Here is a 23,612-nt window from a genome sequence, read left to right as displayed (position 1 = left end):
GCCGCCCGGGCAGCCATGCCCGAAATCCGCGCACGCACGGCTCCACAACGCCTACGGGGGCACCCACACCATGACAACAACGGACAACGACAAACTCGTCGAATACCTCAAGCGCCTCACCGTCGACCTCCACCAGTCCCGTCAGCGGGTCCGTGAACTGGAGGCGGGAACCAACGATCCGATCGTGATCGTCGGCATGGGCTGCCGTTTCCCGGGCGGCGTGGACTCGCCCGAGGCGCTGTGGCGGGTCGTCGCCGAACAGCGCGACGTCATCTCGGGTCTGCCGACCGACCGGGGCTGGGACCTCGACGGCCTCTACCACCCCGACCCGGAGCACTCCGGGACGTCGTACGTACGCAACGGCGGCTTCCTGCAGGGCGCCTCCGAGTTCGACCCCGCCTTCTTCGGGATCTCGCCGCGCGAGGCCCTGTCGATGGACCCGCAGCAGCGGCTGCTCCTCGAAGTGTCCTGGGAAGCCCTGGAGCGGGCCGGCATCACGCCCGGTGCGCTGCACGGCACGTCGACGGGCGTGTTCCTCGGAGCCATCGCCCAGGAGTACGGTCCGCGGCTCGGCGAGGCGAGCGCGGCCGCCACCGGCTTCGGCCTGACGGGAACGACGGCGAGCGTGGCCTCGGGCCGTGTCGCCTACACCCTGGGCCTGCAGGGCCCGGCCCTGACGGTGGACACCGCGTGTTCGTCGTCGCTGGTCGCGCTGCACCTGGCGGTCAACGCCCTGCGCTCCGGCGAGTGCTCGCTCGCGCTCGCCGGCGGTGTGACGGTCATGTCGACACCGGGCATCTTCGTCGAGTTCTCGCGCCAGAAGGGGCTTGCGCCCGACGGTCGCTGCAAGTCGTTCTCGGCGGACGCGGACGGCACGGCCTGGGCCGAGGGCGTCGGTGTCCTCGTCGTGGAGCGGCTGTCGGACGCCCGGCGCCTGGGCCACAAGATCCTTGCGGTGGTGGCCGGTTCGGCCGTCAACCAGGACGGCGCGTCCAACGGCCTCACCGCACCCAGCGGTCCGGCGCAGGAGCGGGTGATCCGAGCGGCCGTGCAGGACGCGGGAGTGCCCTTCGCCGGTGTCGACGCTGTCGAGGCGCACGGTACGGGCACGGTGCTCGGCGACCCGATCGAGGCACAGGCCCTCCTCGCCACCTACGGCAAGGAGCGCGACGGCCGGCCGCTCATGCTCGGCTCCCTCAAGTCCAACCTCGGCCACTCCCAGGCGGCCGCCGGTGTCGGCGGCGTCATCAAGATGGTCATGGCCCTGCGCAACGCCGAGCTGCCGGCCTCGCTCAACGTCAGCAAGCCGAGCGAGCTGGTGGACTGGGCCACCGGCGGCGTCGAGGTGCTCACCGAGCCGCGCCCGTGGCCCGTCGAGGAGGGCAAGGTCCGGCGCGCCGGCGTCTCCTCCTTCGGTATCAGCGGCACCAACGCCCACGTCATCCTCGCGGAAGCCCCCACCGAGCAGCCGGCCGACGAGGTCACGCCGGACGGCTCTCTCGACGGCTCGGGACTGCCGTGGCTGGTCTCGGCCCGTACGGCGGACGCACTGGCCGAGACGGCCGGACAGCTGGCCGCGTACGTACGGGAACGGTCCGGGCTCGGCCCCGCCGACGTGGCGCTCTCCCTGGCCGTCGGGCGCTCCGCCTTCGAGTCGCGGGCCGTGGTCCCCGGCGCCGACGGGCGTGACGGACTGCTGGCCGGTCTGGATGCCCTGGCCTCCCGGCAGGTCGACGGCGAGAACGGCGTGTCCTCCTCCCGCGCCGTGTTCGTGTTCCCGGGGCAGGGTTCGCAGTGGGTCGGCATGGCCACGGCCCTGCTCGACTCGTCCCCGGAGTTCGCCCGCGTCATCGGCGCGTGCGAGGCGGCCCTCGCGCCGTTCGTGGACTGGAGCCTCACGGCCGTCCTGCGCGGCGAGGACGACGCCCCCGGCCTCGACCGGGTCGACGTCGTCCAGCCCGCCTCCTGGGCCATGATGGTCGGCCTCGCCGCCCTGTGGCGCACCGCCGGCGTGAACCCGGTCGCCGTGGTCGGTCACTCGCAGGGCGAGATCGCCGCCGCCGTCGTCGCCGGTGGGCTGTCCCTGGAAGACGGCGCCCGCGTGGTCGCCCTGCGGTCCAAGGCCCTGCGCGTCCTGTCCGGCGGCGGCGGCATGGCCTCCCTGAAGGTCCCCGAGACCAAGGCCGAGGAACTGCTCGCCCCGTGGCACGGGCGGATCTCCGTCGCGGCGGCCAACGGCCCGTCCTCGACCGTGGTCGCCGGGCAGCCCGAGGCCCTCGACGAGCTCCTCGCCCAGTGCGAGGCCTCCGGCCTCTGGGCACGGCGCATCCCCGTGGACTACGCCTCCCACTCCGCCCACGTCGACGAGATCCAGGACACCCTCGCCCACGAGCTGAAGGACGTCAGCCCGCAGTCGGGCCGGATCGCCTTCCACTCCACCGTCACCGGCGCCGTGCTCGACACCGCCGAACTGGACGCGGCCTACTGGTTCCGCAACCTCCGCAGCAAGGTGCGACTCGCCGAGGTCGTCGAACAACTGGCAGCCCCCGACGTCGTCTTCGTCGAGATCAGTGCTCACCCCGTCCTCGTCTCCGGCATCACCGAGACCCTCGGCGACACCGGCGCCGTCGTCGGCACCCTCCACCGCAACACCGGCAGCCTGGAACGCTTCGTCCAGTCCGCCGCCGAAGCCTGGTCCCACGGCGTGGCCGTCGACTGGCCGACCGTCCTCCAGGCCTACCGCGCCCACGCCGTCGAACTGCCCTCCTACCCCTTCCAGCGCCAGCGCTACTGGCTGGAGGCCGAACCCGCCTCCACCGACGCCCGCGGTCTCGGTCTGGCCTCGGCCGGGCACCCGCTGCTCGGCGCCGTCGTCGAGCTGGTCGAGGAGGACCGGCTGGTCTACACGGGCCGTCTGGCTCTCGACACGCAGCCGTGGCTCGCCGACCACGCCGTACAGGGCACCGTCCTGCTGCCCGGCACCGCGTTCCTCGAACTCGCGATGGCCGTGGGCGCGCGGATGGGCTGGCGACGGCTCGCCGAGCTGACCCTCCAGGCCCCGCTGCTGCTCCCGGCCGGCGAAGCCGTACAGCTTCGGGTGACCGTCGAACCGCCGGCCGCCAACGGGCAGCGTGAGCTGGCCGTGCACTCCCGGCCGCAGGACGCCGACGCGGGCGCCCCGTGGACGCGGCATGCCGCGGCGACGCTCGAACTCGACGACGAGACCGCGGACTTCGACCTCGTCGAATGGCCGCCGGCCGGCGCCCGGGAGATCGACGTCGAGAGCCGCTACGACACCCTCTCGGAGGCGGGCTACGACTACGGCCCGGCCTTCCAGGGCCTGCGCGCCGCCTGGCGCTCCGGCCGCGACGTCTACGCCGAGGTCGGCCTGCCCGCCGAGCTGGACGCCACGGCCTTCGGCGTGCACCCGGCGGTCCTCGACGCGGCCCTGCACGCGGTCGGTCTGCTCCGCGAGGACGGCGGCACCGTCCTGCCGTTCTCCTGGTCCGGCGTCAGCCGCTACACCGAGGGCGCCGACGCCCTGCGGGTGTGGCTGAGCCCGCGGGGCGACGGCGTGGCCCTCCGCGTCACCGACGCCTCGGGGAAGCCCGTACTGTCCGCCGAGTCCGTCACGATGCGGCCGTTCACCGCCGACCTGGCCGCCGGGCGCGGCACCGACTCGCTCTTCCGCATCGAGTGGCAGCCGGTCCCCGGCGCCACGGCCGACACCGACGTGTGCCTGGTCGCGGACCTGGCCGACGTACCGGACGCGGTGCCGCAGATCGTCGCCGTTCGATGTCCCGGCACCGACCGATGTCCGGACACCTCGCAGGACTCCGAAACCACGGGAGCCGTTCTCGCCGAGGCCGCCCATCGGGCGGCGCGCTGGGCTCTCGACCTGGTCCAGGAGTGGCTGGCCGATGCCCGCTTCGCCGGCTCCCGCCTGCTGGTGCTGACCGACGGCGCCGCGGGCCCCGAGGTCGACAACCCCGCCGAGGCAACCGTGTGGGGCCTGATCAGGACCGCCCAGTCCGAACACCCGGACCGTTTCGCCCTGTTGGACTCGGACGAGGCGCACGAGGCCGGGACCGTCCCCGGGGCCGTGCTCACCGAGCCGCAGCTCGCCCTGCGAGCGGGCGCGCTCCTCGCCCCCCGGCTGGTCCGGCACACGCCCGCCGCCGACCTGACCGGCGCCACCCCGCTCGACCCGGACGGCACCGTGCTCGTCACCGGCGGAACCGGCGTGCTCGGCGCCTCGGTCGCCCGGCACCTGGTCACCGAGCACGGCGCCCGCCGCCTGCTCCTGGTCAGCCGCCGCGGCGCCGACGCTCCGGGAGCGGATGAACTCTCCGCAGAGCTGGCCGAGTTGGGCGCCGAGGTCACCCTCGCGGCCTGCGACACCGCCGACCGCGACGCGCTCGCCCGGCTCCTCGGCGGCGTACGGCTCACCGCCGTCGTCCACACCGCGGGTCTGCTCGACGACGGCGTCGTCGAGTCACTGACGGCGGACCGGCTCGCGGCGGTCCTCCGACCCAAGGTGGACGCCGCCGCGCACCTCGACGAACTGACCGCCGGCCACGACCTCGCGGCCTTCGTCCTGTTCTCCTCGGTGGCGGGCGTGCTCGGCAACCCGGGCCAGGCCAACTACGCCGCCGGCAACGTCTTCCTCGACGCGCTCGCCGCGCGCCGCCGGGCAGCGGGCCTTCCCGCGACCTCGCTCGCCTGGGGTCTGTGGGCCGAGCGCACCGGCCTGACCGGCCACTTGGACGACGACACCCTCTCGACGCGCGGCATCGCGCCGCTCTCCACCGAGCAGGGCCTCGAACTCCTCGACCGGGCGCTCGCCGACGACCGGCCCGTCCTCGTACCGGCCCGCCTCGACCCTGCCTCGCTGCGCACCGACGCCCTCGCCGGAACCCTGTCCCCGCTGCTCCGCTCCCTGGTACGGGTCCCCCAGCGGCGCACCGGTGAGTCCGGCCTGCGCCGCAGGCTCGGCCGGATGTCCGAGGACGAGGGCCGCCGCCTGCTGCTCGACGTCGTCCGCGCCCAGCTGGCCGCGGTCATCGGCAGCGAGTCGAGGGACGGGATCGACCCGGACCAGCCGTTCAAGAGCTTCGGCATCGACTCGCTGCTCGCGGTGCAGCTGCGCAATCGCCTCAACTCCGCGACGGGCCTCCGTCTCCCGGCCACGCTGGTCTTCGACCACCCGACGCCGGCCGCCGTCGTCGACTTCACGCTCGCGCTCGCGCGGGAACGTGCCGAGAGCGCCCCCGCGCAGCCCGTCGCGGCCGTCGCTCCGCGTACGGACGGCGACCCGATCGTGATCGTCGGCATGGGGTGCCGCTTCCCCGGCGAGGTGGACTCGCCCGAGGCGCTGTGGCGGCTCGTCGCCGAACAGCGCGACGTGATCTCGGAGTTCCCGGCCGACCGTGGCTGGGACCTGGACGGCCTCTACCACCCCGACCCGGACCACTCGGGCACCTCGTACGTGCGGCACGGCGGGTTCCTCCACGAGGCCGCCGAGTTCGACCCGGCCTTCTTCGGGATCTCGCCGCGCGAGGCGCTTGCGATGGACCCGCAGCAGCGGCTGCTCCTCGAAGTGTCGTGGGAGGCCCTGGAGCGGGCCGGCATCACGCCCGGCTCGCTGCACGGCAGTGACACCGGGGTGTTCGCCGGGGTGATGTACCACGACTACGGCGGTGGCGGCCGGCTTCCGGAGGAGGCCGAGGGCCACTTCCTGACCGGCACCGCCGGCAGTGTCGCCACGGGCCGGGTGGCCTACACGCTCGGCCTGCAGGGCCCGGCCCTGACGGTCGACACGGCATGCTCGTCGTCGCTGGTCGCGCTGCACCTCGCGGTCCGCGCCCTGCGATCGGGCGAGTGCTCGCTCGCCCTCGCGGGCGGCGCCGCCGTGATGTCCACGCCCAACACCTTCATCGAGTTCTCGCGGCAGCGGGGACTCGCGGCCGACGGCCGGTGCAAGTCCTTCTCGGCCGACGCGGACGGCACGGCCTGGGCCGAGGGCGTCGGTGTCCTCGTCGTGGAACGGCTGTCGGACGCCCGGCGGCTGGGCCACGAGGTCCTGGCCGTGGTGGCGGGATCCGCCGTGAACCAGGACGGCGCCTCCAACGGCCTCACCGCCCCCAGCGGCCCCGCGCAGGAGCGCGTCATCCGGGCCGCCGTGCAGGACGCCGGGGTGTCCTTCTCCGGTGTCGACGCGGTCGAGGCGCACGGGACGGGCACCGTCCTCGGCGACCCGATCGAGGCACAGGCCCTTCTCGCCACGTACGGCAGCGAGCGCGACGGTCAGCCCCTGATGCTGGGCTCCCTCAAGTCCAACCTGGGACACGCGCAGGCCGCCGCCGGTGTCGGCGGCATCATCAAGATGGTCATGGCCCTGCGCCACGGCGAACTCCCCGCCTCCCTCAACGTCGGCAGGCCGAGTGGGCTCGTCGACTGGGCCACCGGCGGCGTCGAAGTACTCACCGAGCCGCGCCCCTGGCCCGCCGCCGACGGCAGGGTCCGGCGCGCCGGCGTCTCCTCCTTCGGCATCAGCGGCACCAACGCCCACATCATTCTGGCGGAAGCACCCACCGAGGAATCTCCTGAAGTCCCGGCAGACGAGGACCGGTTGGACGGCGCGGGCCTGCCGTGGCTGGTGTCGGCGCGTACGGCGGACGCACTGGCCCAGGCCGCCGAGCGGCTGGCCTCGTACGTACGGGAACGGCCCGAGCTCAGCCCGGCCGATGTGGCGCTCTCCCTGGCCACCGGGCGCTCCGCCTTCGAGGCGCGGGCCGTGCTGCCCGGCGCCGACGGCCGTGACGGGCTGCTCGCCGGCCTCGACGCCCTGGCCTCCCGCGAACTCTCCGGCGTGACTGCGGCGGTCTCCGGCGCCAAGCCGGGCCGCACGTCGGGCGCTGCCGTCGTGTTCGTGTTCCCCGGGCAGGGTTCCCAGTGGGTCGGCATGGCCACCGCCCTGCTCGACTCCTCTCCGGAGTTCGCCCGCGTGATCAGCGCGTGCGAGGCGGCCCTCGCGCCGTTCGTGGACTGGAGCCTCACGGCCGTCCTGCGCGGCGAGGACGACGCCCCCGGCCTCGACCGGGTCGACGTCGTCCAGCCCGCCTCCTGGGCCATGATGGTCGGCCTCGCCGCCCTGTGGCGCACCGCCGGCGTGAACCCGACGGCGGTCGTGGGTCATTCCCAGGGCGAGATCGCGGCCGCGGTCGTCGCGGGCGGTCTGTCCCTGGAGGACGGCGCCCGTGTGGTCGCCCTGCGGTCCAAGGCGCTGCGTGTCCTGTCCGGTGGCGGCGGGATGGCGTGGCTGAGCGTCCCGGAGGCGCAGGCGGCAGAGCTGCTCGCGCCGTGGGACGGCCGTGTCTCCGTCGCCGCGGTCAACGGCCCTTCGTCGACTGTGGTCGCCGGGCAGCCCGAGGCCCTCGACGAGCTCCTCGCCCAGTGCGAGAACTCCGGCCTCTGGGCACGGCGCATCCCCGTGGACTACGCCTCCCACTCCGCCCACGTCGACGAGATCCAGGACACCCTCGCCCACGAGCTGGAAGGCGTCGCCCCCCGTTCGGGCCGGATCGCCTTCCACTCCACGGTGACCGGTGGCGTACTGGACACCGCCGAACTGGACGCGGCCTACTGGTTCCGCAACCTCCGCAGCAAGGTGCGACTCGCCGAGGTCGTCGAACAACTGGCAGCCCCCGACGTCGTCTTCGTCGAGATCAGTGCTCACCCCGTCCTCGTCTCCGGCATCACCGAGACCCTCGGCGACACCGGCGCCGTCGTCGGCACCCTCCACCGCAACACCGGCAGCCTGGAACGCTTCGTCGAATCCGCCGCCCAGGCCTGGTCCCACGGCGTGGCCGTCGACTGGCCCGCGCTGCTCGCCCCGTACGACGCTCGCACCGTCGAGCTGCCCTCCTACCCGTTCCAGCGCACGCACTACTGGCTCCTGAACGAGCCCGCCGCCGCTCCCCGGAGCGCGCCGCGACCGGTGGCCCGACCCACCGAGCAGGTCGCTCTGTCGGGTGTCCGCATGCCGTCGTCTCCGCTCGCGCAGGCGCAGTTCGCCCCGCGGCTCGACCCGGTGACGCACCCCTGCCTGGGCGACTTCGTCGTCGGCGGCCGGCCGGTGGTCAGCGCCGGTGTGCTCGTCGAGTCGGTGATCGAAGCGGTGACCGAGCTCGCCGGGACCGGGCCGGTGTCCGTGGAGGACCTCGAACTCCCCGTCGACCTGGTGCTCGACCCGGTCGGCATCGACCCGTCGGCGGCCGGAGCCGAGCGCGCCGCCCAGATCGTCCTGGACGCGGACCGGTTCCGCTACTACGCCCAGGACCCGACGGGCGGCTGGCAGCTGCACGCGCAGGGCCGGGCCAGGGCCGGTGCGCCGGCCGCGCCCACGGTGACGCTCGCCCCGGTGGGTTCGGGTCGCGAGCTGTCCGGCGACGAGCTGTACCGGATGCTGTGGCAGCGCGCCCTGTACCTGGGCTCCGCCGCCCGCTGGGTGGAGCGGATCAGGCTCGGCCGCGGCGAGGCCACCGCCGAGATCCGGTCCGCGCTGCCCGGTGAGGCGGAGCCGTACCTGATCCACCCGGGGCTCGTCGACGCCATGTTCCAGACGGCGCTGGCCTGCTTCCCCACCGACGGCCCCGCCCTGGTGCCGGCCGGTCTCGACCGCTTCGTCCACTACGACCGCGGCGGCGCCCAGGACGGGCTCCGATGTCATGCCGAGCTGTTCGACGGCGGCACGCGGGCGCGTATCCGGCTCATCACCGCGCAGGGCCGGCTCGTCGCCGAGGCCGACGGCGTGCGCTTCGTCCCGGCCCTGAACCGGCCGGCTGCGGAGCCCGCCGCGACCCCGGCACCCGCGGCCGACCACGTGGCGCCGGTCGTGCCCGCACCGCAGCGGCCGGCCACGGTCCCGACGACCCCTGCCCCGGACCCGACTCCTGCCGACGTTCCCGTGGCGGCACCCGAGGCGGTGCGTGCCCTCGTGACGCGGACCGTCGCCCAGGCGCTCGGCACCGTGGCGGCCCGGCTCGACACCGGGCAGTCCCTGCAGGCGCTCGGCCTCGACTCGCTGATCGCGATGAAGATCCGGACGGCGCTGAACCGGGAGTTCGACGTCCTGCTGCCGATGACGGCGTTCCTGAACGGCCGCAGCACCGAGGACATCGCCGGGGACGTACTGGACGCCCTCGGCACGCCCGACGCCGAAACCGACACCGAAACCGACGCCGACACCGACACCGACACCGCAGCCGAGTCCCCGCAGTCCGCCGCCGCGCCCGGCGACGACGTGGAGCGTTACGAGCCGTTCGGGCTGACCGATCTCCAGCAGGCGTACCTCGTCGGCCGTGGTGACGCCTTCGAACTCGGCAACACCTCCACCTACTTCCAGATCGAGATCGACCTGGAGAACGTGGACCTGGACCGGCTCGGCGCGTCCTTCCGGGCGATGGTCGAGCGGCACGACATGCTGCGGGCCGTGTTCACCGCCGAGGGCGAACAGCGCGTCCAGCGCGAGGTCCCGGCCTATGCGATCCGTACGACCGACGTGTCCGCGCTGGCCCCGGCCGAGCGCGAGGCCGCGCTGACCGCCGTCCACGAGGAGATGCGGCACCAGGTCTTCGACACCGCCCGCTGGCCGCTGTTCGACGTGCGGGTGACCCGGATCGACGACCGGGTGATCCGGCTGCACGCCGGCTTCGACGCCCTGATCATCGACGGTTTCAGCACGTCGATCCTGTTCAAGGAGTGGGCCGCGCACTACCGCGGCGAGGAGCTGCCGGAGCTGGAGCTGCACTACCGGGACTACGTCCGGCAGGCCCGCGAGCTGGAGGGCGGGCCCGAGTACGACCGGGCGCTCGCCTACTGGCGGGACCGGCTCGACACGCTCCCGGCCGCGCCCCAGCTGCCGCTGGCCGTGGACCCGTCGAGCCTGGACCGGCCGGTGTTCAACCACCGTGGCGCGACGCTCCCGAAGGAGGAGTGGGCCCGCTTCAAGGAGCACGCCGCGACCGCCGGGGTCAGCCCGTCCGCGGCGCTGTGCACGGCGTACTCGCAGGTGATCGCGGAGTGGAGTGCCACTCCCGACTTCTCGCTGAACCTCCTGTACTTCAACCGGCTGCCGCTGCACCCGCAGGTCGGCGACGTCATCGGCAACTTCTCCACCACGCTGATGCTGGAGATCCGCGACTCCGTCGAGGACTCGTTCGCCGCCCGGGCGAGCGAGGTGCAGGCCCGGCTGTGGAGCGACATGGAGCACAGCCAGGTCAGCGGTGTGCAGGTGCTGAGGGAGCTGAACCGGGCGCGGGGCGCCTCGGTGCGGGCCGCGGCGCCGGTCGTCTTCACCAGCCTGGTGAACTTCGCGGGCCGGCAGGAAACGGAGCGGCGCGGAGTCGTGCAGTACCTCGCCGGGATCGGTGAGAACGGCCGTCAGGTGAGCAGTTCGGTCCGCACCCCGCAGGTGTGGCTGGACCACCAGGCGGTCGAGGAGGCCGGTGAACTCGTCCTGAACTGGGACGTGATCGAGGAGCTGTTCCCGGCGGGCTGCGTGGACGCCATGTTCGCCGCGTACCAGCGGATGCTGCACGAGCTGTGCCGCGACCCGGAGGCCTGGCAGCGGCCCCGGCCGGCGCTCGTACCGGCGGCCGACCTGGAGGTGCGGGCCGAGGCCAACGCCACCGACGGGCCCGTGCCCGACGGTCTGCTGCACGAAGCGGTGCTCGCCCAGGCCGAGGCCACTCCCGACGCGCCCGCCGTCATCTCGCGGGCGCTGACCCTGACGTACGGGGAGCTCGACCGCAGGTCGAACCAGGTGGGTCACGCGCTGCGCGCCCAGGGGGCCGGCCCCGGCGACCTGGTGGCGATCGTCATGGACAAGGGCTGGGAGCAGGTCGTCGCGGCGCTCGGCATCCTGCGGGCCGGGGCGGCGTACGTCCCGATCGACGCCCGGGTGCCCGTCGAGCGGCTGCACGTGCTGCTCGACAGTGCCGGGATCAGCCAGGTCGTCACCCAGCCGTGGGTGGACGACACGGCGGACTGGCCGGAGGGCGTGGTCAGGACCGTGGTCCGCGCCGACGACAAGGATGAGGACAGCCCGCTCGGCGAGTCCGGTGCCAAGCCGGGCGACCTCGCCTACGTCATCTTCACCTCGGGCTCCACGGGGCTTCCGAAGGGCGTGATGATCGAGCACGGCGCCGCCCTGAACACGGTGGTCGACGTCAACGAGCGTTATGGCGTCACCGCGGCGGACCGGGCCCTCGGACTGTCCGCGATGCACTTCGACCTGTCGGTGTACGACGTCTTCGGACTGCTCTCGGTGGGCGGCGCCCTGGTCCTTCCCGAGCCGGCGGCGCACCGTGAGCCCGCCCGGTGGGCGGAGCTCGTCGTCGAGCACGGGGTGACGATCTGGAACAGCGTGCCCGCGCTGATGGAGATGTTCACCGAGCACGCCCTGTCGAACGGGCTCACCGGGCTGCCGGTGCGGCTCGTCATGATGAGCGGTGACTGGATACCGGTGTCGCTGCCCGGACGGATCCGGCTGCTGCTGCCGGACGCCGAGCTGTGGAGCCTCGGCGGCGCCACGGAGGCGTCGATCTGGTCGATCCTGCACCCCATCGACGAGGTCCCGGACGACTGCGTGAGCATTCCGTACGGCAAGGCGATGCGCAATCAGCGCTTCCACGTGCTGGACAGCGCGATGCGGCCATGCCCCGTGTGGGTGCCGGGAGACCTGTACATCGCCGGCGTCGGTCTGGCCCGCGGCTACCTGAACGACGAGGTCAAGACCAGCGCCGCGTTCCTGCACCACCCGGTCACCGGTGAGCGGCTCTACCGCACCGGCGACATGGGGCGCTTCCTGCCGGACGGCACCATCGAGTTCCTCGGCCGTCTCGACTCCCAGGTGAAGATCCAGGGCTACCGGATCGAACTGGGCGAGGTCGAGGCCGGGCTCACCCAGTGCGAGGGCGTGCGGTCCGCCGCGGTCGTCGCGGCGGGCGAGCAGCACGGGCCCAAGCGGCTCATCGCGTACGTCGTCCTCGACGAGGGCCGCGAGGACACCGAGGAGCAGATCACCGAGGCGCTGCGCCGGGTGGTCCCGGCGCACCTGGTGCCGCAGCGGGTCCTCGTCCTGGACGAGCTGCCGCTCAGCGACAACGGCAAGGTCAACCGGGCGGCCCTGCCCGCGCCGGACGAGGTCGCCGTGGAAGGTGCCGGCTTCGTGGCGCCCCGCGACGAGGTGGAGCGCCGGCTCGCGGAGATCTGGGCGGAGTTCTTCGGCGTGACCGAGATCGGGGTGACCGCGAGCTTCTTCGACCTCGGCGGGGACTCGCTGCTCGCGGTCCGGCTGATGGCCAGGATCGCCCGCGGCCTGGGCCGCAGCCTGCCGCTGTCCACGCTCTTCGCCCGTCCGACGATCGAGCTGCTCGCCCGGGCGGTGCGTGAGGCCGACAGCGGCGAGGACGGCCGCGAGGCGCTGGTGCCGGTGCGCACGGGCGGTTCCCGGACTCCCCTGGTGTTCGTCCACCCGGTCGGCGGTGACGTGCTCTGTTACGCGGAGCTCGCCGAACTCCTCGGCGACGAGCAGCCGTTCTACGCCCTCCAGGTGCCCGACACGGAGCTGACCACCGTGGAGGCGATGGCCGCCCACTACGTGACGGCGGTCCGCGAGGCGCTGCCGGACGGTCCGTACCGGCTCGGCGGCTGGTCGATGGGCGGGATCATCGCTCTGGAGATGGCGGCCCAGCTCACCGCGGCGGGCGCCGAGGTGGAGCTGCTCGCCGTGATCGACCTGATGGTCGAGCCCGGACCGGCCGAGGGCGCGCCCGTCTCCGACGAGCAGCTGCTGTCCTGGTTCGCCCGGGACCTGGCGGGCCTCGCCGGTGTCGACTGGCAGCTGCCGGCCGAGGCCTTCGACGGCCGCCCGCCGGTGGAGGTGCTGTACGCCGAGGCGCGGGGAGCGGGGGCACTGTCCGAGGACATCGACCTCGACACGCTGAGCGCCATCGTCGGCCGGTTCCGGAACAACTACCGGGCCCTGCTGCGCTACGCGCCCAGCGGCTTCGCCGGGCGGGTCGTGTCGCTGCGTGCCGCGGACGGCGGTGCGACGGTCGAGACCGCGAACCGCTGGATGCGGTACTTCCCCGGCGACGCCACCCTCGTCGACGTACCCGGCGACCACTACACGGTGATGCGCGGCGAGCGGCTGCGCGCCCTGGCCGGCGAGCTGCGCCGGGCCCTCGACGCGCACTGAACCGAACCGGCCGGGCCGCCGCGCGGGCGGCCCGGCCGGTCCACCCCGGACCGGTCCCGCGGTGCCGCGGGCTCCGGGTCCAAGAAGTGAGGACATTCCGTATGGGAATAGATCAGGCCGACCCGACGAGGCGGCCGACGAGCACACTGCCGGCCACCGTGCCGGTCGCCGTCATCGGGGCGGGCCAGTCCGGCCTCGCCGCCGCGTACCACCTGCGGCAGGCCGGGATCCGGTGTGTGCTGCTCGACGCCGGGAGCGAGGTGGGCGAGACCTGGGCGCGACGCTGGGACTCGCTGAAGCTGTTCACGTCCGCGCAGTTCTCCGGCCTTCCCGGGCTGCCCTTCCCCGGCGCGGGCGCGCACTACCCCGGCAAGGACGAGGTGGTGGCGTATCTGCGGGAGTACGCCGAGCGGTTCGAACTCCCGGTGCTGACCGACCACCGTGTGCTGTCGCTGCGCAGGGACGGCGACGGCTATCTGGTGACCACCGCGCACGGCGAGTGCCGGGCCGGCCAGGTCGTGATCGCGACCGGCGCGTTCGGCGCGGCGCGGGTCCCGGACTTCGCGACCGGGCTCAGCCCGGACGTGCCCACCCTGCACACCAGTGAGTACCGGGGCGCCGGGCAGCTGCCGCCGGGCACCGTGGTGGTCGTCGGCGACGGCAACTCCGGCCGGCAGATCGCCGCGGAGCTGTCCGAGACCCACAGCGTGGTGCTCAGCTGTGGCGAGGCCGTCTCTCCGCCCCTGCCGCAGACCGTCGTCGGCCGGGACATGTTCTGGTGGATGAGCGTCCTCGGTGTGATGAGCCTGCCGGTGAACATGCAGGCACCGGACCCGATCGTCGGCGACCGGGTGCCCGAGCTGGTCGCGGGCGGCCGGATGCGCACGGTGGGCCGGGTCACCGGGGCCGACGGCGCCGAGCTGCTCGTCGCGGACGGCGAGCGCGTGAAGCCGTCCGCGGTGATCTGGGCGACCGGCTACCGCACCGACTGGAGCTGGCTCGACCCGCGGATGCTGGACGAGGACGGGCAGCCCCGGCACACCGAGGGCACCGGGGTGCTGCCCGGCAGCCACTACCTGGGGCTGTACCGGATGCGTACCCGCGGCTCGGCGCTGATCGGCTTCGTCGGCCGGGACGCCGAGCGCGCGGCGGCGGCGATCACGCCCGCCGCCCAGAACACCACGACCGCCCCTCCCACGGCAGAAGGTGAGCCGTCATGACCACCGCCACCACGACCGAACTCGACGTCCTCGGCGCCCTGTTGGCGTTCGACTTCATCGGCTTCGCGCAGAAGTCCGCGGCCCTCGACCCGGCCGGACCGCAGTACGGTCGGGCGGTCCGCGCCGCGTTCGGGCTCGCGGCCCGGCGGCGCTTCCCGCAGGGCGCGACAGCGCAGGAGATCAGCGGGTACGTCGCGGAGTTCCTGGGCTCGCTGGAGGCCGGCGCGGAGGACTTCGACCCGGCGGAGCTCGCCCGCCTCATCGCCGACGGCCTGGACGCGGACTCGGGGCGGGGCGATGAGCACCCGGACCCCGAGAGGACGATGCAGGCGCGCCTCGTACTGACGCTTCGATGGGTACGGGAGCTGGGCCTCGGCCCCGACGAGCAGCGGGAGTTGCTGGCGGAGGCGGAAGGCCTGTCGGCGGTCTGAGACGTACGGGAGGCGGCGCTCCGGGCGGTCCGGGGCGCCGCGTCCGCGCTCATTCCCGGGTGGTCCGGGGCGCCGCCTTCGCTCTCACTCCCGGGCTGCCCCGGTCTCGTCCGGCGTCCAGACGTCCAGCGCCGCGTCCCCGTACAGGGCGCGTACGGCCCGCTTGTCGTACTTGCCGACGCTGGTCTTGGGTACGGCGTCCACGAAGGACCACCGCTCCGGGATCCACCAGCGTGCCACCCGGCCGGTCAGGAACTCCCGCAGCTCGTCCCCGCCGACCCCGGCGCCGGGCACCAACGAGACGCAGGCCAGCGGGCGTTCCTCCCAGCGCGGGTCGGGTACGCCGACCACGACGGCCTCCAGGACGGCGGGGTGCTCGATGATCGCGTTCTCCAGCTCGATGGTGGAGATCCACTCACCGCCGCTCTTGATGCCGTCCTTGAGCCGGTCGCTGACCACCACCCAGCCGCCGGGCTCGATCACGCCCAGGTCGCCGGTGCGGAGCCAGCCGTCGTGGAACTTCTCCGGGGAGTCCTCGGTGTTGAAGTACGCGCCGGTGACCCACGGTCCGCGGAGTTCGAGTTCGCCCACCGAGGTGCCGTCCCAGGGCTGTTCGCTGCCGTCCTCCGCGATCAGGCGCACCTCGACGAAGGGCATCACCCGGCCGCTCTTGGCCAGCCAGTCGACCTCGTCCTCGTCGGGGGTGTCGTGCGGGGGGACGGCGAAGGTGGCGAGGGGGCTGGTCTCGGTCAGGCCCCAGCCCTGCTTGAGGCGGACCCCGTAGCGGTCCTTGAGCGCCTTGAGCAGGGCGCGCGGCGGGGTCGCGCCGCCGCAGCCGGCGAGGCGTACGGCGCTCAGGTCGAGCGGGTGCTGCTCGCCGTGGTGGACCAGGCTGTTCCAGATCGTGCAGATCGCCGCGACCGCGGTGGGCCGCTCCTCGTTGATGATCCGGGCGAGGTCGGGGGTGTGCAGCTGCCGGCCGTTCATGATCAGGTCGGAGCCGGCCAGCCAGGCGGCGTAGGGCCAGCCCCAGGCGTTGGCGTGGAACATGGGGACGATCGGCAGGACGCGGTCGCCGTCGTGCATCGCGAATCCGGCGCCGGCGGAGACGCCGAGCGTGTGCAGGGTGATCGAGCGATGGCTGTAGGCGACGCCTTTGGGGTCTCCGGTGGTGCCGGTCGTGTAGCAGAGCGCCGCCGCCTCGCGTTCGTCCAGGTCGGGCCAGTCGAAGCCGGGCCGCTCGGCGGCGAGGAGTTCGTCCCAGCGGTGGACGGCGATGTGCGCGGGGAGGTCCGGGTCCGGCGCGTCTCCGATGACGACGACGTGGCGTACGGTGCCCAGCCGGTCCCGGAGGGGTTCGAGCATGTGCAGGAGGGTCGCGTCGACGAGGAGGACGGCGTCCTCGGCGTGTTCGACGATGTAGCCCAACTGGTCCGGGTGGAGGCGGAGGTTGAGGGTGTGGAGCACCGCGCCCATGCTGGGTACGGCGAGGTAGGCCACGAGGTGTTCGGGCGTGTTCCAGGCCAGGGTGGCGACCCGTTCGCCGAGGTGCACGCCGAGCCGGTCGAGTGCGGAGGCGAGCTGCTCGGCCTGGCGGGCGATGTCGGCGAAGGACTGTAAGGAGCGTGCGGTCGACCCGTCGGAACATCGGACCACCCGGCTCTCCCCGTACACGCGTTGACCGTGCGCGAGGATGTCGCGAACCAGCAGTTCGCGGTCCTGCATCGTGCTCTTCATGGTGCGGCCCCTTGGACGTGCGCGGTGAACAGGACGGGTTCAGCCCAGGTACTGGATGTCTCCCAGCAGGGAGCTGCTGACGTGCTCGTGGTCCAGGAGGTTGACGCGGGCGTTCATCTTGCCGCTGCCGGCTGCGAACTCGTAGTTGCCGGAGCCACCGATGATCTTGAAGGTGCCGGTGGGGTAGACCATGGTGTCCGACGTCAGCGGCGCGGTGAGCGCGTAGCTGATGTTGAGCCGGTCACCGTCGGGTTCCGTCATCGTCGCCGTCCCCTTGATGTCGTACTTGCCGGGGATGGTCGCGGTGCACACGACTTCCTTCTGCGCCCAGGTGGCGGTGGTGATCGGCCTGCCGGTGGAGGTCCCGGTCCCGGTCACGTTGTAGCCGTTGCAGCCCACGGTGTCGGGATGCACGGTGGCGACCACCGCGAAGTTGCTGGTGATCTCGACGGTCGGAAGGTACGCCTCGGCGGCGACGGCCGAGGGGCCGGGTTCGGCGGCGACGGTGACGCCGGCCGTTCCGCCGGCGATCAGTACCGCTCCGGCCACGACACCCGCCGTGCGGGCATACCAGTGACGGGCAACTCTTGCCATGTTCTCCCCCGAAACGTGTCAGCTCTTGCCCAACTACGCCCTGCAGGAGGGCTGTTGGGGACAGCTTCCCCGATCGGGGACTCCCCCGTCGAGACGTTCGACACGCGCGTCGCGAGCAGTCGGGACGGCAAGCAGACGGAGCCGGCTTCGATGACGACGAAGCCGGCTCCGATGGCGGAGGACGTCGACAGGACGTCATCCGCTGCTGTGTGACCTCAGGTCAGATCTGCCAGCGGTAACCCATGGTTCCGGACAGGGTGGCACTGACGTGGTCCTTGTCCAGCAGGTTGACCGTGGCGTTCATCGTGCCGCCGCCGACCGCCTCGTCGAAGTTGCCGTCGCCACCGGTGATCGTGAAGGTGCCGGTCGGGTAGACCATGGTGTCCGACGTCAGCGGCGCGCTGAGGTGGTAGGTGAAGTAGAGGTGGGCACCGTCTGCCTGCGTGACGGTGACCTTCCCGTTGATGTCCCACTTGCCGGGGACGGTCGCGGTACACGCGTCCTCGGTCTGCGACCAGGTGCCGCCGCCGGTGATCCGGTTGCCGGTGACGGTCCCCGACCCCGTCACCTTGTAGCCGTTGCAGCCCACCGTGTCCGGGTGCGTGGTCGTGACCACGCCGTAGTTCCCGAGAGCGTTGAACGCGGTCCCCCCGGGCGGCGTCGTGGCCGCGTTCGAGACGCCGGCCGCACCGCCGACGAGCAGTGCCGCTCCGGCCATCGCGCCTGCTATGCGCGCCGACCGACGAAGAGCAAGTGTTGCCATGATTCCCCCCGCAATTGTCAGTTCTTGTCGAACTGGGGCCACTTGGAGGCCCGTTGACGACAGTTTCCATGATCTGGCGCCCTTCCGTCGAGGAATTCAGGCCAACGTTTCCGGAATTCGGTGAACCGGTACCTGAGTGCGGACGGCCGCGGCGGGCACCGCAGAGGGCGTCGTCGCCCCGCGCTCGGCCACCCCGCCGCGCCACGGCTTCATCCGCGGGCCGCTCGGGGCGAGTTGACCGCCACGGCTTCTGTTGTCAGAGTGGACAACAAGATATTGTCCACTCTGACAACAGGGAAGGGCCATGCCCGCTGCACGACGCCGGCGCACCCCGGACCAGGCACGCGCCGAGATCCTGGACGCCGCCACCGAGCTCATCGCCCGGCACGGACCCGACGGTGTGGGGCTGCGCCGGGTCGCGGAGGCGGCCGGGGTGACGCACGGGCTCGTCACCCACTACTTCGGGACCTACCGGGCGCTGGTGCGGGCCGTCCTGGAGCGCGAGAACGAACGCAAGCGGGAGCTCGTACGGGAGCGCATGCGGGCCGACGGCAGCGTGCCGTACGCGGCCGGCATGACCGAGGTGCTCTTCGAGATCCTCGCCGACGAGCGCTACGTCCGGCTGTGGACGTGGTCCCAGCTCCACGGCTGGGACGGCGAGCCCGCCCCGGACTCCCCCACGAACCTCTCCCGCCTGGTCGACGTGATCGAGGATGGCGTCCGCTCGGTACTCCCCCCGCCCGAGGGTCCCGACCGGGCGCGGATCGAGATGGTCGTCCTGCTCGCCATGTCCGGCGCGTACGGCTACGCCCTCGGCAAGCGTTACTGGCTCACCGACCTCGGCCACGACCCCGACGGACCGGGGCACGACGCCGCCTTTCGCACCGCGCTCTCTTCCGTCCTCGCCGCCCACCTCGGAGGGTTGACATGAACCGGCACGACCTGGACATCCTCGCCTCGGACCGCGAGCGTTGCGACGCCGAGGAGCGGCTGCGGGCCGCCGTCGAGAACGGCCGCCTGCCGCTGGCCGATCTCTCGACCCGGCTCGACGAGGTGCACGCCTCACGCACCCGGTGCGACCTGGAGGAAGCCTGCCGCGGCCTGCCGCGGCCGGGACCGCGAGACACGCTCGTGGTGGACCGGCCGCCGACCTCGCGCGGCTTCGTCGCGGGCGTCTTCGGCGGCTTCGAACGCAAGGGCGCCTGGGTCGTGCCGCCCCGGATGACGCTCTGGTCGATGTGGGGCGGCGGCACGATCGACCTCACGGAGGCGCGCTTCAGCGAGCAGGACACCGAGATCCGCGCCGTCGCCCTGTGGGGCGGCACGAAGATCGTCGTCCCCGAGGACATCGAGGTCGAGGTGCGGGGCTTCGGGCTCTTCGGCGTCTTCGACAAGCGCGCCGCGAAACGGATCGGCAAGCCGGGCACACCCCGCGTCGTCATCAAGGGCCTGGCCCTCTTCGGCGCGGTCGTCACGCGCACCAAGAAGTAGCAGCGGGGTCAGGGCGGGATCGCCTCGATCGTCTCCCTCAAGTGACGCAACAGCGCCCCGAGTTGACCCACGGGCGGAGTGGCCGGCGCCAGCCGGAGTGCCCGGGGGCGGTGGGGCCCGGGGGCGAAGGCGCCTGCGGTGGACACGAGGGTCCCCTCCTCAGCGAGCACGGCCACCACGTGGTCGGGCCGTTGATGCGGCTCCAGACGCCTCGAACGGTGACGCCCCCCCTCAGCGCACCCCCTCCCAGAGGAGCCGTTCCCCCGGACGCGGGTCGTCGACCGGGACGGGCTCGGGCGTGGCGCCGAAGGCCATCGTCGTACGGTTCGCCGTGTCGTACGCCTTCCAGCCCGGGCTGCCCGTCTCCGCGAAGCGGACCCAGGCGCCGTGCATGGCGTCCGCGAGGGCCTGGGGCGGGTCGGCGCCGAGCAGCGGCGCGTACGACGGTTCGCGGAGGCGGTCGAAGACGAAGGGGAGTTCGAGGGCGTGGCAGGCGCCGAGGGTGCCGTCGAACCGGGGTGAGCGCCAGGCGAATTCGTAGAGGTACGAGCCCGGCACGGATTCGGCGAGGCGGATGGCGGGGATCCGGTAGAACCAGTCCGTCGCCACCGCGTCGAGGAGCTCGCCGGGCGCGGCGTCCGGGCGGGCGGCCCGGTAGACGGGGAGGGCCTCGGCCGGGTCGAGGCCGTAGGCCGCGGTCATGGCACGGAGCGAGGACTCGGGGAAGACGTGGAGGCGCTCCGTGGGGACCAGGAACAGGCGGTACTCCTCGCGGTTGCTGCCGATGAGGAGGTCGACCTCGCAGTCCGCGCCGGGCAGGGTGAGCTCGGCCCGCACCGGCTCGAAGGGCATCATATTGAGGACGGCCTCGCCCCACCGTGCCGGGTCCGGGTCGGAGCCCACCTCGCCGCGCAACTCGGCCTGAACGGTGAGGAGTTGTGACCAGGGAACGGATGCGAAGGCCTCCGGGGTCGCCTCCCCGATCCCCAGCTTCTCCGCCAGTCGGGCCGCGATCAGCGCTGCCGACGACGGGCGCAGGAAGTGGTGGCAGGCCCCGCTCTGCAGGATCGCCCGGCGGAACAGCCCCCGGGCCGCCCCGGTGGTCAGGAGTGCGCCGATGCTCATCGCGCCCGCCGACTCGCCGAACAGGGTCACCCGGTCCGGGTCGCCGCCGAAGGAGGCGATGTTGTCGCGGATCCAGCGGAGTGCGGCGATCTGGTCGAGCAGGCCGCGGTTGTCGGGGCGGCCCGGAAGACGCAGGAAACCGTCCGCGCCCAGGCGGTAGTTGAGCGTGACGCAGACGACGCCGTCGCGGGCGAAGGCGCCGCCGTCGTATCCGGACGCGGAGCCGGAGCCGTTGGTGAACGCCCCTCCGTGCAGCCACACCATCACGGGGAGACCGGCGCCCGGTTCCGGCGCAGGGGTCCAGACGTTGAGGTTGAGACAGTCCTCCCCCGGGATGTCGTTCTCCGGGATGAGGGCGTCGAAGGGCGGGGCGTAGGGGGCGTGCGGTGCCGTCGGCCCGTGGGCGGTGGCGTCGCGCACGCCCGTCCAGGGCTCCGGCGGGGCGGGCGCCCGGAAGCGTCGCGCGCCGAACGGCGGAGCCGCGTACGGGATGCCGAGGAAGGAGCTCACCCCGTCGGGCGAGGTCCGGCCGCGGACCTCCCCCTGCCGGGTACGGCACACCGTCATGCCGACAGCACTTCGAGGAGTGCCTTGCCGAACTCCTCGGGGCGTTCGAGGTGGACGGAGTGCCCGGCGTCGGCCACGGCGACCTCCCGCACGCTCCCGCCGGCGGCCGCGTAGCGGTCCAGGACGTGCCGCGTCTGCTCCAGCATCGGCTGCGCCGGGCTGCCGTCCCATCCCGGCACCGCGCCGACCGCGCCCAGGTGCGCGAGGTCGAACATCGAGGTGTCCGAGACGATGATGTCGTCCTCGCCCCGGATCCACAGGACCGGCGGCTTGGGGTCGACGAGGTGCAGGTCGTCGACGCGGAAGTGGTTCGGGGCCATGCAGTTGAGCACACCGCGCGTGCCCGGCGCGAAGCCGGGCCAGGCGGTGGACGGCTTGCTGTCGCCCGGATAGTGGTCGTCGCCGAGGCGTGTGGCGAGCATGGCCTCGACGTACGCGTCCTCGTGCTCGGGGCGGAGCGGCGGCTTGACGTAGCAGGCCGTCAGGACGGAGCGCGGCGAGGTCGGGGAGTCCTCGCTCCGGTCGCCCTCGGCGAGCAGCCGGACGAACTCCGGGTTGGCCGTGCCGCCGCCCGATCCGGCGCCGTCCGGGGAGTTGAGGGTGCCGTCCACTCCGTGCGTACCGCCGAAGCCGTACGGGGAGACCGGGCTGACCAGGGTGAGGGAGCGCACGGCGGCCGGGTGGTCGCGCAGGAACTGCATGACCACGCCGCCGCCCATGGACCAGCCGACCAGGTGGGCCCGGTCGATGCCGAGGGCCGTGAGCAGCTCGGCGAGGTCGTCGGCGTAGTCCCGCAGGCCGCGGGTGGCGTCGACGGGCAGCGGGTCGGTGCCGCCGAAGCCGCGCAGGTCGACGGCGAGGGGGCGGTACCGGTCCGGCAGCGTGGTGAGGGTGGAGTGCCAGAACGCGGAGGAGGAGACGTTGCCGTGGACGAAGACGACGGCTTCGCCCTCGGCCCTGGCCTCGGTGATCTGCTGGGTCAGTCGCCCGGTGGTGACACGGCGGGTGTGGAGCGGGTTCATGGCGTCGGGGTCCTTGTCGCGTGTGATTCAGGAGAGCCAGGTGGCGACCTGGGCGGCGGCGGCGCTGTGCCAGCCCAGTTCGAGGTGGTTGGCGGTCGCGATGGTCGCCTTGCCGCCGACGGTGGGGATGCCGGTGGTGTCGAGGGCGCTGGAGATGAAGACGACGCCGTCGCTGGGGCCGCGGTTCTCGTTGAAGATGCCGACGATGTCCGCGGAGCCGCCGGCGAGGAGGTAGGTGGTGACGGAGGCGGGCACTCCGGCGCTGTGCAGCGGGGCGATCAGCGATCCGGCGTCGATGGCCGCCTGGATGCCCGCGCCGGCGGTGTAGAAGCCCTGGCCGCCGTAGTAGGTCGTGTACCAGTCCTGGGCGGCGCCGTCGACTCCGTACACCCCGTCCCAGCGGGCCAGCATCTGGCGCTGCCCGGGGTAGTTGTCCTGACCGCCGGACGGGGTCATCGAGAACTCGGGGTGTGCCGTGTACAGGCCGTAGCAGGTCATGTGGGAGTGCGGGGAGGGCGCGTTGATCTTGCCTCCGCACTCCGGCCAGATGGAGAAGTCGTGGGCCCAGCCGTGGGCGTACGGGTAGTCGTAGCCGCCGTTCGGGCCGCCGAGGGTGATCAGCCGGCGGACGTCACCGGCGTACGCCCGTCCCCAGCCGGGCTTCAGGGAGGACACGTACGCGCGGGTCGACATCTGGCCCTTGCTCCAGCCGACCAGGTCCACCGAGGTGACGCCGAGCTTCGCCTTGATGACGGCGATCGCGTCGCCGACGATCTGCGCCTGCATCAGGTTGTCGCCCTGCTTGTGCGCGAATCCGACGGCGAAGACGCGGTGGCCGCGCTCGGAGAGGTACTGCATGAGCCCGGTGGACGGGCAGGAGGCGGCGCCGCAGCCGTAGCCGCCCGATTCACCGGGGTTGGCCCAGGCGCGGTCCGCGGTGTCGTTCGCCCCGTGCACGAGGAGGACGGGGGTGGTGCGGCTGCCGGTGTTCCAGCCGGGGGCCGAGTAGAGCAGGAACCGGCCGGAGGAAGGCCGGGAGACGCCGCCGAAGTACGTGACGCGCTTGCCGTCCTGGTCGCCGCGGCCGTCGGCCGGGAAGCCCTCGGTGCGGAATCCGGTGGTCGTGTCGAGGTAGCGCTCGACCCGCTCCCAGCCGTTGCCGACGGTCCCGGCTCCGTAGCTCGCCTCGAGGGTGAGGTACGAGGGGACCGCCGCGCCGCTCGCGGTGGCGGGTGACGCCACCACGGCGGCCGCGACGACCCCCACCACGGCCAGGACACGGGCTGCGCGCAGCCGCCACCGGCGCCCCGGACTCCGTCTGTCGTCGGCCATGTCCCGGCCTCCCCCACTCGTGCGCCCGCGGCGCGTCGCTCCGGTGCCCGTCCTGGCACCGGGTCT

At 73.0% G+C, this 23,612-nt stretch carries 11 protein-coding genes; 5 read left to right on the top strand and 6 right to left on the bottom strand.

Annotation, left to right across the window (positions count from 1 at the left end; genetic code table 11):
* The first annotated feature begins 70 nt into the window (after positions 1 to 70).
* The 3 genes from AC07AW_RS27810 to AC07AW_RS27800 all read left to right on the top strand — a co-directional run bounded on the left by AC07AW_RS27810 (position 71) and on the right by AC07AW_RS27800 (position 14,915).
* Entirely contained in the window at positions 71 to 13,264 is a 13,194-nt protein-coding gene (locus AC07AW_RS27810; RefSeq protein ID WP_478818180.1) for an amino acid adenylation domain-containing protein, read from the top strand.
* 101 nt (positions 13,265 to 13,365) lie between these two features.
* A complete protein-coding gene (locus tag AC07AW_RS27805; protein ID WP_478818179.1) occupies positions 13,366 to 14,484 on the top strand; it encodes a flavin-containing monooxygenase in 1,119 nt (372 codons plus the stop codon).
* Complete coding sequence (locus AC07AW_RS27800) at positions 14,481 to 14,915, top strand: hypothetical protein (RefSeq protein WP_478818178.1); 435 nt, start codon at positions 14,481 to 14,483, stop codon at positions 14,913 to 14,915. The genes AC07AW_RS27805 and AC07AW_RS27800 overlap by 4 nt, the downstream gene beginning before the upstream one ends.
* 84 nt (positions 14,916 to 14,999) lie before the next feature.
* On the opposite strand, the gene AC07AW_RS27795 is transcribed toward AC07AW_RS27800, so the two are convergent.
* The 3 genes from AC07AW_RS27795 to AC07AW_RS27785 all read right to left on the bottom strand — a co-directional run bounded on the left by AC07AW_RS27795 (position 15,000) and on the right by AC07AW_RS27785 (position 17,964).
* Positions 15,000 to 16,652, bottom strand: coding sequence for a long-chain fatty acid--CoA ligase (locus tag AC07AW_RS27795; protein WP_478818177.1), 1,653 nt, complete (start codon positions 16,650 to 16,652; stop codon positions 15,000 to 15,002).
* A 39-nt stretch (positions 16,653 to 16,691) separates the two neighbouring features.
* Positions 16,692 to 17,246, bottom strand: coding sequence for a hypothetical protein (locus AC07AW_RS27790; RefSeq protein ID WP_478818176.1), 555 nt, complete (start codon positions 17,244 to 17,246; stop codon positions 16,692 to 16,694).
* Between the two features lie 220 nt (positions 17,247 to 17,466).
* The gene (locus AC07AW_RS27785; protein ID WP_478818175.1) at positions 17,467 to 17,964 is read right to left on the bottom strand and encodes a hypothetical protein; all 498 of its coding nucleotides are present in this window, start codon (positions 17,962 to 17,964) and stop codon (positions 17,467 to 17,469) included.
* A 349-nt stretch (positions 17,965 to 18,313) separates the two neighbouring features.
* Here AC07AW_RS27785 and AC07AW_RS27780 point away from each other — a divergent pair, with 349 nt between their 5' ends.
* Together AC07AW_RS27780 and AC07AW_RS27775 are read left to right on the top strand one after the other, a co-directional pair.
* Positions 18,314 to 18,940, top strand: a complete 627-nt coding sequence (locus AC07AW_RS27780) for a TetR/AcrR family transcriptional regulator (protein ID WP_478818174.1) — start codon at positions 18,314 to 18,316, stop codon at positions 18,938 to 18,940.
* Positions 18,937 to 19,500, top strand: coding sequence for a DUF1707 SHOCT-like domain-containing protein (locus AC07AW_RS27775; protein ID WP_478818173.1), 564 nt, complete (start codon positions 18,937 to 18,939; stop codon positions 19,498 to 19,500). Before AC07AW_RS27780 ends, AC07AW_RS27775 begins: the two co-directional genes overlap by 4 nt.
* Positions 19,501 to 19,731: 231 nt before the next feature.
* Here AC07AW_RS27775 and AC07AW_RS27770 read toward each other — a convergent pair whose 3' ends face one another.
* From AC07AW_RS27770 to AC07AW_RS27760, 3 genes are read right to left on the bottom strand one after another with little or no spacing between them, the layout of a single operon-like run.
* On the bottom strand, positions 19,732 to 21,192 hold the full coding sequence (locus AC07AW_RS27770) for a carboxylesterase/lipase family protein (RefSeq protein WP_478818172.1): 1,461 nt from the start codon (positions 21,190 to 21,192) through the stop codon (positions 19,732 to 19,734).
* A complete protein-coding gene (locus tag AC07AW_RS27765) occupies positions 21,189 to 22,214 on the bottom strand; it encodes an alpha/beta fold hydrolase (RefSeq protein WP_478818171.1) in 1,026 nt (341 codons plus the stop codon). Before AC07AW_RS27765 ends, AC07AW_RS27770 begins: the two co-directional genes overlap by 4 nt.
* A gap of 27 nt (positions 22,215 to 22,241) precedes the next feature.
* Positions 22,242 to 23,546, bottom strand: a complete 1,305-nt coding sequence (locus AC07AW_RS27760; RefSeq protein ID WP_478818170.1) for an esterase/lipase family protein — start codon at positions 23,544 to 23,546, stop codon at positions 22,242 to 22,244.
* Between the last annotated feature and the right edge of the window lie 66 nt (positions 23,547 to 23,612).

Source organism: Streptomyces sp. NPDC044003 (assembly GCF_056435185.1).
The sequence above is the reverse complement of the archived record's forward strand: the minus strand, read 5'-3'. Positions and strand labels throughout refer to the sequence as shown.